10 protein-coding genes are annotated in these 11,915 nt (G+C 69.1%); 5 read left to right on the top strand and 5 right to left on the bottom strand.

Features of this window, described 5'->3' with window-relative positions:
- Positions 1–798, bottom strand: a 798-nt coding sequence (locus tag I4I78_RS22895) for an MFS transporter (protein ID WP_218613531.1), incomplete at its 3' end; no start/stop codon positions are given.
- Positions 799–908: 110 nt separating this feature from the next.
- Between I4I78_RS22895 and I4I78_RS22890 the strand changes: the two genes are divergently transcribed.
- A complete protein-coding gene (locus I4I78_RS22890) occupies positions 909–1,595 on the top strand; it encodes a TetR/AcrR family transcriptional regulator (RefSeq protein ID WP_218613530.1) in 687 nt (228 codons plus the stop codon).
- Positions 1,592–2,416: a mycofactocin-coupled SDR family oxidoreductase gene (locus tag I4I78_RS22885; RefSeq protein ID WP_218613529.1), complete on the top strand. Its 825-nt coding sequence runs from the start codon at positions 1,592–1,594 to the stop codon at positions 2,414–2,416. Before I4I78_RS22890 ends, I4I78_RS22885 begins: the two co-directional genes overlap by 4 nt.
- A gap of 39 nt (positions 2,417–2,455) precedes the next feature.
- Here the strand turns inward: I4I78_RS22885 and I4I78_RS22880 are convergent, their stop codons facing one another.
- A complete protein-coding gene (locus tag I4I78_RS22880) occupies positions 2,456–3,565 on the bottom strand; it encodes a hypothetical protein (protein ID WP_218613528.1) in 1,110 nt (369 codons plus the stop codon).
- A gap of 225 nt (positions 3,566–3,790) precedes the next feature.
- On the opposite strand from I4I78_RS22880, the gene I4I78_RS22875 reads away from it, so the two are divergent.
- Positions 3,791–4,681 carry a glycosyltransferase gene (locus tag I4I78_RS22875; protein WP_218613527.1) on the top strand — a complete coding sequence of 297 codons (891 nt, stop codon included), beginning with the start codon at positions 3,791–3,793 and terminating at the stop codon, positions 4,679–4,681.
- A gap of 54 nt (positions 4,682–4,735) precedes the next feature.
- On the opposite strand, the gene I4I78_RS22870 is transcribed toward I4I78_RS22875, so the two are convergent.
- Positions 4,736–5,680, bottom strand: a complete 945-nt coding sequence (locus I4I78_RS22870; RefSeq protein WP_218613526.1) for a lysylphosphatidylglycerol synthase domain-containing protein — start codon at positions 5,678–5,680, stop codon at positions 4,736–4,738.
- A gap of 518 nt (positions 5,681–6,198) precedes the next feature.
- On the opposite strand from I4I78_RS22870, the gene I4I78_RS22865 reads away from it, so the two are divergent.
- The gene (locus I4I78_RS22865) at positions 6,199–8,145 is read left to right on the top strand and encodes a hypothetical protein (RefSeq protein ID WP_218613525.1); all 1,947 of its coding nucleotides are present in this window, start codon (positions 6,199–6,201) and stop codon (positions 8,143–8,145) included.
- A 44-nt stretch (positions 8,146–8,189) separates the two neighbouring features.
- Positions 8,190–9,200: a glycosyltransferase family 2 protein gene (locus I4I78_RS22860; protein WP_218613524.1), complete on the top strand. Its 1,011-nt coding sequence runs from the start codon at positions 8,190–8,192 to the stop codon at positions 9,198–9,200.
- A gap of 334 nt (positions 9,201–9,534) precedes the next feature.
- Here the strand turns inward: I4I78_RS22860 and I4I78_RS22855 are convergent, their stop codons facing one another.
- Together I4I78_RS22855 and I4I78_RS33925 are read right to left on the bottom strand one after the other, a co-directional pair.
- Positions 9,535–10,236 (bottom strand): response regulator transcription factor, encoded by a 702-nt coding sequence (locus I4I78_RS22855; RefSeq protein ID WP_218613523.1) that lies wholly within the window; start codon positions 10,234–10,236, stop codon positions 9,535–9,537.
- 6 nt (positions 10,237–10,242) lie between these two features.
- Complete coding sequence (locus I4I78_RS33925) at positions 10,243–11,466, bottom strand: sensor histidine kinase (RefSeq protein ID WP_218613522.1); 1,224 nt, start codon at positions 11,464–11,466, stop codon at positions 10,243–10,245.
- Between the last annotated feature and the right edge of the window lie 449 nt (positions 11,467–11,915).

Raw genomic sequence — 11,915 nt, 5'->3', positions numbered from 1 at the left:
GACCCGCAGGTCCACCAGCGGTTGGCGGGTGCGCAGCTCCCACCACGCCCAGGCGGCCAGGGAGAGCACGCCGATCGCGAGCAGCGTCAGCGTCGTCGCGTCGCCCCAGCCCCACGAGCTGCCCTTCGACACCACCAGCAGCAGGCAGACCAGGGCGGTCGACAGCAGGACGGCGCCGAGCAGGTCGAAACGCCCGCCCGCCCGCTGCGCCGACTCCGGCACCGCCAGCAGCACCAGCCCGATGACGACGACGCCGAGCGCGGACGAGGCCCAGAACAGGACGTGCCAGTCGGAGGTCTGGGCGACCAGGGCCGAGAGCGGCAGACCCAGGGCACCGCCGACGCCGAGCGAGGCGCTCATCAGCGCGGTGGCCGAGCCGAGCCGCTCCGGTGGCAGCTGGTCGCGCATCAGGCTGATTCCCAGCGGCACCACCCCGGCGGCGAGGCCCTGCAGCGCCCGCCCGATCACCAGCGGCACCAGCGAGTAGCTGAAGGAGCCGATCACCGAGCCGATCACGAGGATCACCAGGCAGACCAGGAGCATCCGGCGCTTGCCGAACATGTCGGCGAGCCGCCCGACCACCGGGGTGGCGACCGCTCCGGCGAGCAGCGTGGCGGTGACGATCCAGGTCGTGTCGGCGGCCGAGGAGCCGAGCAGGCGCGGGAACTGCGGGAGCAGCGGGACGACGGTGGTCTGCTGCAGCGAGACCACGATCCCGGCCAGGGCCAGCACCGCCACGAAGGCGGGGGCCCGGGACCGTTCCGTGCCGGGATCGGTCACGGGCGCATCGGACGACATGGGGCACTCCCCGGAGGCGGGTCGGGTGGGGTATGTTCACTGTAAATCAACTGTTTGACTTAAGCGAACCAGGCCCCGGCGGACCGGCCGGGAGCAGGCAGGATGTCCCCATGCCGGCACGAGCGCGCACCGACCGCAGCACCGTCACCCGTGAACGGATCCTCGACGCCGCCGAGCAGCTCTTCGCCGAGCACGGCGTCTACGCGGTCTCCAACCGGGCCGTCGCCGAGGCGGCCGGGCAGGGCAACACCGCCGTCGTCGGCTACCACTTCGGCACCAAGACCGACCTCGTGCGCGCCATCGCCGCCCGGCACACCGAGCAGATCGAGCAGCGACGCGCCGAGATGGTCGAGGTCGTCGCGGGCAGCCGGGAGGTCCGCGACTGGATCGACTGCCTGGTGCGGCCCGGCGCGGAGCACCTCGCGCAGCTGGGCAACCCCACCTGGTGGGCCCGGTTCGGCGCGCAGGTCATGACCGACCCCGCCCTGCGCGAGATCATGAGCGACGACGCCCTGACCTCGCCTGCCCTGCGGCGCATCGTCGACGGCCTCAACGCGTGCCTGCCCACGCTGCCGGTCGAGGTCCGCCTCGAACGCGGCGACATCGGCCGCCACCTCATGGTCCAGATGCTGGCCGAGCGCGAACGCGCACTCGCCGAGGGTGTCCCCACACCGCGGTCGACCTGGTCGGACGCGGCCACCGGACTCGTCGACGCCCTGGTGGGCGTCTGGCTCGCCCCCGTCACTTCCCCGACCACCCCTACCGTCCCACCCACACCGAGCAGGAGACGAACATGACCGACCGCACCGGCCGCATCGGCGGCAAGGTGGCCCTGGTGACCGGCGCCGCCCGCGGCCAGGGACGCGCCGACGCCGTGCGGTTCGCCGCCGAGGGCGCCGACCTCGTACTCATCGACGTCTGCGGGCCGCTGCCCGGGGTCGACTACGACTCCGCCGTGCCGGGCGACCTCGAGGAGACCGTCGCCCTGGCCGAGAAGAACGGCGCCCGCGTGCGCACCGGGCAGGTCGACGTGCGCGACCTCGACGCGCTGCGCGGCGTCGTCGACGCCGCCGTCGCCGATCTGGGCCGGCTCGACGTCGTGGTGGCCAACGCAGGTATCTGCATCCCGCGCGCCTGGGACCAGGTGACGCCGCAGATCCTGCGCGACACCCTCGACGTCAACGTCACCGGCGTCTGGAACACCGTGATGGCCGGGGCCCCGCACCTCGTCGACGCGGGCGGCGGCTCGATCATCGTGATCAGCTCGGCGGCCGGGATGAAGGTCCAGCCGTTCATGGTCCCCTACACCACCAGCAAGTGGGCCGTCCGCGGTATGGCCAAGGCCTTCGCCGCCGAGCTCGCGAAGCACCACATCCGGGTCAACAGCGTGCACCCGACCGGGATGGCCACCCCGATGGGCACCGGGGACATGCAGGCCGCCCTCGGGACGGCGATGAGCACCGACCCGCGCCTGGGCGCGATGTTCGTCAACATGATGCCGGTCGAGATCACCCGGCCCGAGGACGTCGCCGAGACGGTGCTGTTCCTGGCCTCCGACGAGTCGCGGTACATGACCGCCCACGAGCTGGCCCCGGACGCCGGGGTCACCGAGTTCTAACAGTCTCACCCGTCCGGGGCGTCATTGCCCTGCGCCTCGTCATTCCTGCTCGGCCGCAGCCCGACCCTCCCGTGCGGGACCTGAGTGGCCGGACCAACGGCCAGATCGGACTGATGACGGGTGAGATGCGATGGGCACGGGCGCCACGAGTTGGACCGGGGTTTTCAGCCCACGCGGGAGTCCGCGTGGCAGATGAGATAGCGGCTGCCGGACGAATACCCATGGTCTGACCACCGGCACGCTGGTTGCGCTGTTTGCCGCTCGCTGCGACAGGCCGAGAACCTTGCCTGCCTTGACCAACGAGGAGCCGACCCAGTAGTCGGCAGCCGGTCCAGCGCGGTGACGATCAGCCCATCCGAGGGCCCGACGCAGTCCGGCCGCGGTGAGAATGGCGTCGGCCCCGAGCTCGCGGCGGGCGATCGGCCGGAGCACCTCGGGGTCCGGCTCCCTCAGGTGGAACTCCGGCCACGTCCGCTGGGCCATGTCCAGTGGATTCTGCTCCTTGACCCCGGCGACGAGCGGGTCGCCGTACACGCTGATCTGGACGTCCATCGAGGCCGCATATATCAGCGCGCTACTCAGCCTGTTTGACGAGACCCTGCTCGCCGAGCCGAGCAGAGACATGATGCGCAGCAGGAAATCCGGGTCATGTCGATGCCCGGCAGTGACGAGCCGATGCCCGGCACGCGCCCAGGCATTCACGATCGACGAGTCCTCGCAGTCGTCGGCGTGAAGGCATACCGTCGACGGCCCATCGGCAGCGGCCACCTGCTCGGCCAGCGCCGCTTGATCGCCGGTGATCCGGACCACTGATGATCCGTGGAACGGAAAATAGACGGGCCCGCCGTCACCTGACGGGGCCCAGCCTCGTTCACCCAGCATCATTTCCAGATAGCTGAATGGGCTGCCGATCTCGACCGACGGCCGGTCGGCGGAGGCGGGGTCCCAGCCACGTGCGTGGTGAGACCACACGAGGAGGTTGCGCCCACGGCGCGCGCCGACTCGCGGGAAATCCCCGAAATGCACGCCGAGCGGTGATACCAGCGTCCAACCGTGCTGCAGGAGCCCGGCGATGTGGCGCGGACGGGACAGGCCAGTGTAGGCCGCCAAGACGCTGGAATGACCGTAGTAGTGGTTCTGGATGTCCATTAGCGGAGGATGCTACACGGAGGCGCGACACGGCGAGATTCGGCTCAGCGCTGCCGAACTTTCGCCACGTCGCGACGGATAGCTGCAGGTCAAGAGGTTCTGGGTCGACTTTTCGATCAAGGAAGCTACACCCGAAAGGGTTGCCCACCACACTCGAAAAATGCCGTGCGCGTCCATTACTCACTGCTAGCGTGCGCCACCTGTCACTCAGGAAGGAACGAATCAATGACGCTTGACATCCTTCTTCCGTACTACGGCGACCCTAACCTGATGCGCGCAGCGGTCCGAAGCGTCCGCGCACAGGAGAACCCCGATTGGATCTTGACCGTCGTCGACGATGCCTACCCGGATCCGACTGTGAAGAAGTGGTTCGAGGAGATTCGTGATCCGCGTCTGCGGTACTCTCGCAACGAGTCCAACCTCGGAGCCAACGGGAACTACCGTCGATGCCTGTCGCTGGTCACCCAGGACTGGTTCACGATCATGGGCGCTGACGACATCATGGCGCCCGACTATGTCGATGTGATCATTTCCGCGGCGGCGGCAGCCCCACATGCGGGAATCGTGCAGCCAGGCGTGAACATCATCGACGAACACGGCAACCCGGCGACGCCTCTCGCCGACCGGATGAAGGCTTGGTACGCGCCCCGTGGCAGCGGTCGCCTTGTCCTCGACGGAGAATTGCTGGCGACCAGCCTGATGCGGGCGAACTGGACCTACTTCCCGTCGTTGGCATGGAGGACCGCCGCCCTTCCTGAACACGGCTTCCGTGCCGGATTCGACGTCGTCCAAGATCTCGCTCTGATCATGGACGTGATCACACGCGACTGGGCAATGGTGCTCGACGACCGCTCGTGTTTCGACTATCGGCGACACCTCGGCAGCGACTCTGCCGTGAAGGCGATGAATGGAACCCGGTTCGACGAGGAGCGCCGCTACTTCCTGATGATCGCCGGGGAGATGGACGCTCGCGGCTGGAGCCGGGCAGCCCGCACGGCTCGACGCCACATTTCGTCGCGCTTGAACGCAGCCACGTTGCTCCCGACGGCGATTCGAGCGGGGCGCGCCGCCGACCTGCGCAACCTCAGCCGCCATGTTCTCACCCGTTTCGCCTGATCGGTGACTCCTCTCGCGGAGCTTTCCGACAATGCGGAGATGGAGTTCTCCCCGTCATCCGTGGTCGGTTTGTACAGGTCGAGCCCCGTTCCGGGCTGCCCGCGCGGCGAGCAGCCCGACGCCGGCCAAGCCCAGATCAGCAGCCGTGACGAGTACCCGCGACAAGAGCGCGACCACGACCGCCGCGCCGACACCGACCGCAGGTGCGAGGACGACGACCAACGTCGCCTCCCGGGCTCCGGCGCCAGCCGGCAGAACGACTGCGGCAGTCCCGACCAACCAGGCCAGCACGTAAGCCCCGAGGGCAAGAGCCATGGTGCGCGCAGTGGGAGGTGCGCCGACCGATACGGCGAGGACGAACACCTGGACCCCGATCGCAAGCCAGGACAGCATCGTCCAGCTGGCGGCGACTGCACTGCCTCGGATCGAGAGGTGCCCGGACAGAGGATCCCGTTTGGCGAGACTCAGGACCACCGCGATCATCAAGTTCAGGACCTTCGGGTGCAGCACCATCAAGGGCAGCGGGGCGAGGAGCACCAGCGGCAACTCGAGCAGCGTCGCTGCTGCCAGCGCTGCCGCTGTAGACCCCGACACCGCGACTGCGAGCAGCATCGACGACACCGTCTCGCGTCGAGCGATGCCGTGGTCGCGGCCCAGCTCGGCCGCAGCCAGCAGGTTCCAGACACCGCCGGGCAGGTACTTGCCGACCTGCCCAACCAAGTACACACGGGCCGCGGGGGCACGGCCGAGCCGTGCTCCGAGGTCGGTGACGACCGAGTGCCAGGCGACGGCGGCAAGCACCAAGTTCACGATCGTGGCCATGCCCGCCAACCCGAGACCTGCACCGGATACCCGCGCGACAGCCGCGAGTACGGCCACCCGCTGATCGATCAGGGCGACAGCGGCCAGGGCGATGGCGGCGAACAGGAATGCAGCTCGCAGCCATGGCGACCGCAACACGGTCGATGCGGCTGTGGCGACTCGATGAAGTGGACGCACGGCTGGGTTGACACCTTCCCTGGTCCGTTCGGGGGAGCCGCACTCTATCGGGGGTGGGTCACAAAGTGATCGGGGCCTCTCCTAGCCTCTCCGAAGTGACGGCCGCCACAGCAACCAAGTTCGCTGCGCCTCTTGTAGTGGCCTGCGCATGGTTCGCATCGCAGGTCGCTACCGGCACAGCTGCATGGCCGGCTGTGCTGTGGATGGCGTTTGCCGTTACGGGGTGGATTTTGCCGGGTCTGGCAGTCGTGCGGGCGACGCGCCACGACCCAGCATCGACGGCGGACGACCTGGGCTGGGCCGTTGTGGCGGGTGCGCCGATTACCCTGGCCGGCTGGGCCGTGTGGCAATTGACCGGGCTGCCGCCCGTGTTGTGGTCCCCACTGGTCATAGCTGTCGTACTCGCGTTCCCCGCCGGGCGACGGCGGGCATTGGCGCTCCCGAACCGGCCATACCGGCAGCCGGGTGCTGGACCGATCTGGTGCGTGGCCGGCAGTCTGGTCGTCGCCATCGCGTGGATGACCAGCGAGTACCTGCGCTGGGTGCCGGCCGATCCTGGCCGAGGCCACTTGTACTACCAAGATCTGCTTTTCCAGTTGGCGCTGGTGGGTGAAGCCGGGCATTCGATCCCGCCGACCAACCCGACTGTCGCCGGGCAGTCACTGGACTACCACTGGTTCACCCACGCAATCACCGCGCATGCGGCCGCCGCATCCGGAGTTGATCCCGCATTGGCAACACTGCGGTTCGCGCCCACGGCGCTCGTGTTGGCGGCGGCCATAGTGGCAGCGACCGTCGCCCGATCGGTAACGGGACGGGCCTGGGCAGCTCCCCTGGCGACGTCGCTTCTCCTCGTCGTCGGAGAGTCGGGAGGAACGGCGTGGCGAGCGACAGTTCCCGTACTTCCTATGGTTCACCTGAACTGGTGGGCGAGCCTGACCCAAACCTTCGGTGATCTCGTGGTGGTCGGGCTGGTCGGGCTGGTCGTCGCACAACTACGGCCGTCGTCGACGTCCAGCACACCCGTCGCACTTCTCCTCCCGGTTGCCGTCCTGGCGTCCGGCGTCAAATCCACGATTCTTCCGGTCGTTGTGTGTGGCGTGCTTCTCGCCGCCTTCGCGGCAGTGCTGCAGCAGAGATGGCGGTCGGCGTTGAGAGCCGTCACGACAGCGGCAGGGCTCGGAGTCGTGCTTGCCGTCGCCACGGCAGTTCTTTATGGCGGAGGCAGCTACGGCACGGTAGTGGCGCCACTTGCCGGCGCTCGTGCCTTCGCCGCCGAACTGGTTCCTGGGCTCTCGGCCCGGATTCCCGGCGCCCCGCTCGCCACGAGTACCGCGCTTCCCCTCGCCGCAACACTTGCACTGACCGGCTTCTGGCTGGCGGTGAGTCTTACTCGCTGGGTCGGGCTTCTCGGCCTCGTCGTCTACCGACGTCGCGAACCTGCTACCTGGCTGTTCGTCGGCGTCTGCCTGTCCGGGGTGATCGCCACGCTACTGCTTCGGCATCCCGGTGCCAGTGAGGCGTATTTCCTTCGCACTGTCTTTCCTGTAGGGGCGGTCGGCTCGGCCGCCGGCCTCGCCCTGATGTTCGGCCGCGATCGCTGGCAGCCGGCTCCCCAAGCACGTACCGCCCTCATCGCGTTTGCGGCGGCCGCTGCGTTCGTGGCCATGATTACTCCGTGGTTAGCCGGTGAGATCTCCCCACTGGCTGAGTGGAACGCCAACCTGGGGCACCCGCCACTGCGTGCCGAGCTAGGCCAGAAATGGCAAGTGTGGTCCTGGGTGAGTCCGGTCGCGCTGGTGTGGTCGGCAGTCGCGACTGTGGCTGCCGCGGTCGGGGTGACTGCGGCGGTGCGAACCGGGCGCCGCGGCGCCGGGTCCGCCGTCGCTATCGCAGTCCTCGTGGGTGGTCTGCTCGGGACCGGGCTGCAGAGCACGTGGGGATGGACGACCGGGACCAGCGAGCCGACGCTCGCAGCCGAGCTCGCCGGTACCCCACCCTCCAGCCGGGCGGCGGTGACGGCGGACCAGGTCACTGCTGCGCGCTGGATCAGGGACAATTCGGCCCCCGAAGCCGTTGTGGCCACCAATCGGTGGTGCCAGGACGACTATCGCGACTCCGATGGCAAGGTCCGGGCCTGTGCCGCGACCGGGTTCTGGGTCCCTGCCTTCACTCAGCGCCGAACGATGGTCGCCGGCTGGGCGTACACCGCGCAGACCCTCGACTCCGGCTCACGATCCACGGTCGCGTACACACGACAGCCATTCTGGGATCAGCCACTACTCGATCTGGAAGAGAAGGCTTTCCGCGCTCCGGATCGGCCCACCATCGCGGCTCTACGAGACCGGGGCGTCACTTTCCTCCTCGCCGACCGACGTGCAGGCCGTGTCGACGATGCAGTCCTGGATTCACTCGCGACACGGGTGACGAGCACCGACGACGCGACGGTCTGGGCTCTGCGATGACCACACCCCACAGCTCCCCAGAAACAACCGCCCGAAGGGTTCTCATGATCACCGAAGAGCGCCCCATGCTCAGCGTTGTAGTCCCGATCTTCAACGAGGAGGACGTACTGCCTCTGTTCGCCGAGAGGCTCCGGCCAATCCTCGACAGCAGCGGACACTCCTACGAGGTGATAGCCGTCGATGATGGCAGTCACGACTCGACACCAATCCTGCTCAACCGACTTGCCCGATCCTGGCCGCAAGTGCGCGTACTCCGGCTACGCGCCAACGCAGGCCACCAGGCTGCTCTCTCCGCCGGGCTGACCCGCGCCACGGGTTCCTATGTCGTCTCCATCGATGCCGACTTGCAGGACCCGCCCGAGCTGATCCCCGACATGCTGACCGCTGCACGTCAGGAGGCGGCCGATGTCGTATACGCCGTGCGTGTGGACCGCAGCACCGACACAAGATTCAAACGCTCTACGGCCGGGGGCTTCTACCGGGTCATGGCCCGTATCAGTGACAACAGTGGACCCATCGGCGCCGCTGACTTTCGCCTGATGAGCCGGGCCACCGTCGACGCTGTGAATTCGCTCCCCGAACGTCATCGGGTACTTCGTCTCATCGTTCCGGCCCTCGGCTTTCCCAGCACGACGGTCACCTATCGACGGGCCGAACGCGCTGCCGGGCATACCAAGTATCCCCTCTCGGCCATGCTGCGGCTCACTCTCGACAGCATCACCGGCTTCTCAGTGATCCCCCTACGTCTGGCCACATGGTCCGGCCTGCTCAGTGGCGCCGTTGCGGCACTTCTGCTGCTCTACGCGGTAGGCAGCTTCGCGGTCGGGCGAACGGTATCGGGGTGGGCGTCCACCTTCGCGGTCGTAGCCGGAGTCGGAGCCGTGCAGCTACTCTGCCTGGGACTTCTCGGAGAGTACGTCGGACGCATGTACTCACAGATGCAGGGACGCCCCGCATACTTCGTTGCCTACGACTCCGCACACCCCGACGGACCGATGGACTGGGATCACGATCCAGCGATGCGGGCGAGCCCGGTGGGGTCGCCGAATACATGACAGATCCGTCCAATCAGCGAGGTGCTGTTCCCCCGACGCGCATGTCGATCCGTGATACACAGTCTGTCTCCGACTCTTCGGTCTTGCGACCGCCCCGGCGCTCTCATTTCCGGTAACTGTTGCGACGACTACCCATAACCTGGGGGTTGTCTTGGTCGCATCTGGGCCGGCTGCGGTAACGGGTGCTCTTACCGCCGTGAGTTGGATCGCTCGGACTGACGCTCGTTCCGAACGCGATCTGAACGACCTGGCCGCAGCGAACGACCGGGAGAACCGCCTCGGCCGATGACGAGGTTGGAACACCGCAATGGGATCGCCGATCTTCCTTGCTCGGTCAGCTGACCAGACCCGTCCGGAAGGCCAGCGCGACCGCCTGGACCCGGCCGCGCGACCCGGTCTTGGCCAGGACGTGCCCGATGTGGGTCTTCACCGTCGCCTCGGACAGGAACAGGTCGGAGGCGATCTCGGAGTTGGTCAGCCCCTTCCCCATCAGCACCAGGACCTCCCGCTCGCGGGGTGTGAGGTCGGCCAGGGCGGCGCTCGGAGGCGTCGTCGCGGAGCGCGCGTCGGAGCGTCCCGGGGGCGGCTCCGGGGTGCCCAGCAGCGGCGCGGTGGCGCGCAGCAGGCGCCGGGTGGAGACCGGGTCGATCACCGAGTCACCGCGGAACACGGTGCGCACCGCCTCGATCAGGGACTGCGGGGCGACGTCCTTGAGTAGGAAGCCGCTGGCCCCGGCCGCGATCGCGGTCGTCACCGACTCGTCGAGGTCGAACGTGGTGAGCACGACGACGCGGAGCCCGGGGTGTGCGGCGACCGCGCGCCGGGTGGCCTCGATGCCGTCCAGGCGCGGCATCCGGACGTCCATCAGGACGACGTCGACGGCGGTGTGCTCGAGCAACGCGAGGGCCTCCTCACCGTCGCCTGCCTGGGCGACGACGGAGATGTCGTCGGTCGAGTCGAGCACCATGGCGAAGCCGGCGCGGACCAGCTCCTGGTCGTCGACGAGCATCAGGCGAACCGGGTCGTTCTCTGTCATGGGTCCTCATTCACCAGGGGTCAGGGGCAGGCGCAGCCGCACGACGAAGCCGCCGTCCGGGTGCGGTCCGGTCTCGACCGAACCGCCGTGCAGCGCGGCGCGTTCGCGCATGCCGATCAGCCCGTGCCCGCCGAGCGGCGGGGTCGGGCGCGGTCCCCCGGCGCCCTCGTCGCGGACCCGGACGGTCAGCTCGTCCGGGGCCCAGTCGAGCACCACGTGCGTCACCGCGGCGACACCGGCGTGCTTGATGACGTTGGTCAGGGACTCCTGCACGACCCGGAACGCGGTCAGGCCGGCGCCGGACGGCAACGGGCGCGGGGTGCCGATGACCTCGATGTCGACCGGCAGCCCACCGGCGCGCACCTGCTCGACCAGCGTCGGGACGTCGTCGGTGCCCGGTTGCGGGCGCGAGGAGTCGTCGGCGTCGTCGACGGGGGCGGTGTCGCGCAGCATGCTGAGCAGCCCGCGGACGTCGCCGAGGGCCTCCCGGCCGGTCGTGGCGATGCCGGCCAGGACCTCCACCGCGCGCTGCGGGTCGCGGGTCGCCGCGTACTGGCCGCCGTCGGCCTGGGCGATGATGCCGGACAGCGAGTGCGCGACGACGTCGTGCACCTCCCGCGAGATCCGGGAGCGCTCGGCGAGCAGCTCCAGGCGCACCTCGCGGCGCCGCCCCTCCTCCAGCAGCCGGGTCTTCTCCCGCAGTTCCTCGACCACCCGACGCTGGGCCCGGCGCAGCGACCCGGCCAGCCACGTACAGATCCCGACGAGCGCGGCGACACCCACCATCAGGACCACCACGGCCCCGTACTGCTGCATGGCGCTGCCGGCCCGGATCACCGGGATGGCGCCGCCGAGGACCATCACGCCGAGGGTGAGCGGGCCGGCCCACCTCGGCCCGTAGGCCACCGCGGAGTACCCCATGACCAGCGCGGGCAGCTCCAGGCCCCGGATCCCGACGGCCGCCATGGCGATCACCGCCACGACGGCGGTGGCGGCCGCGGCGGGGATCGGGTACCGGCGGCGCAGCACGATCGGGGCGGCCGCCAGGATCGCGACGACGGTGCTCTCGTCCCACTGCGCGCGCGGGCTGTAGGCGCTGCGCGCGAACGCGACCCCGAGCAGGGCGACCACCACCGCGAGGACGCCGTCGACGATCATCGGGTGGCGCCGGCAGGCGTCGACGAACCGTTCCACCGGGGAGAGCCGGCGAACCCGGGCCGGGGCGCTCACCGACGTCCCCCGACACGTCCCGCGACGTCGTGGCGCGCGGCGTCCGAGCGCCGGGTCACGCGGCCGCCGGGGACCTCCACGACCGGAGATGATCCACCGCCACGCGCGGCCACGATCGATGACCCCCTGCCGGGCGGGCGTGGCAGGTCCGGGATGCGGCCCGGCGCCGTGAAGTCGACCGTTCTCATGACCATGACGATGCCGCCGGGACCACCGTCCCCGCGTCGGAGCACGGTCGGATTCTCTCTACGACCAGGGTAGGAGAACCTCGGTCCGGTTGCCCGCGGGCCGGGGCGCTCCCCCACCTCCTGCACTGATCGGCACCGGCCTCCACCGGAGGTCGTAAGCACACTGTGGACCTGCGCCCGATGTGATCGACAGGCCGGTTCGACATGCTCGACGCGTGACCTCGACCTCTCCCGCCCACCGGGCCCGGGCCCGCCTCCTCG

It is taken from the genome of Pseudonocardia sp. KRD291 (assembly GCF_019263595.1).
Lineage (GTDB): Bacteria > Actinomycetota > Actinomycetes > Mycobacteriales > Pseudonocardiaceae > Pseudonocardia.
This window is presented reverse-complemented; position numbering and strand designations above follow the sequence as displayed.

Excerpts from the sequence above, each read along its gene's own strand:
- I4I78_RS22855 (WP_218613523.1), bottom strand. The coding sequence starts at position 10,236 with ATGACAGAGAACGACCCGGTTCGCCTGATGCTCGTCGACGACCAGGAG.
- I4I78_RS22880 (WP_218613528.1), bottom strand. The coding sequence starts at position 3,565 with ATGGACATCCAGAACCACTACTACGGTCATTCCAGCGTCTTGGCGGCC.
- I4I78_RS22860 (WP_218613524.1), top strand. The coding sequence starts at position 8,190 with ATGATCACCGAAGAGCGCCCCATGCTCAGCGTTGTAGTCCCGATCTTC.
- I4I78_RS22885 (WP_218613529.1), top strand. The coding sequence starts at position 1,592 with ATGACCGACCGCACCGGCCGCATCGGCGGCAAGGTGGCCCTGGTGACC.
- I4I78_RS22875 (WP_218613527.1), top strand. The coding sequence starts at position 3,791 with ATGACGCTTGACATCCTTCTTCCGTACTACGGCGACCCTAACCTGATG.
- I4I78_RS22890 (WP_218613530.1), top strand. The coding sequence starts at position 909 with ATGCCGGCACGAGCGCGCACCGACCGCAGCACCGTCACCCGTGAACGG.
- I4I78_RS22865 (WP_218613525.1), top strand. The coding sequence starts at position 6,199 with ATGACCAGCGAGTACCTGCGCTGGGTGCCGGCCGATCCTGGCCGAGGC.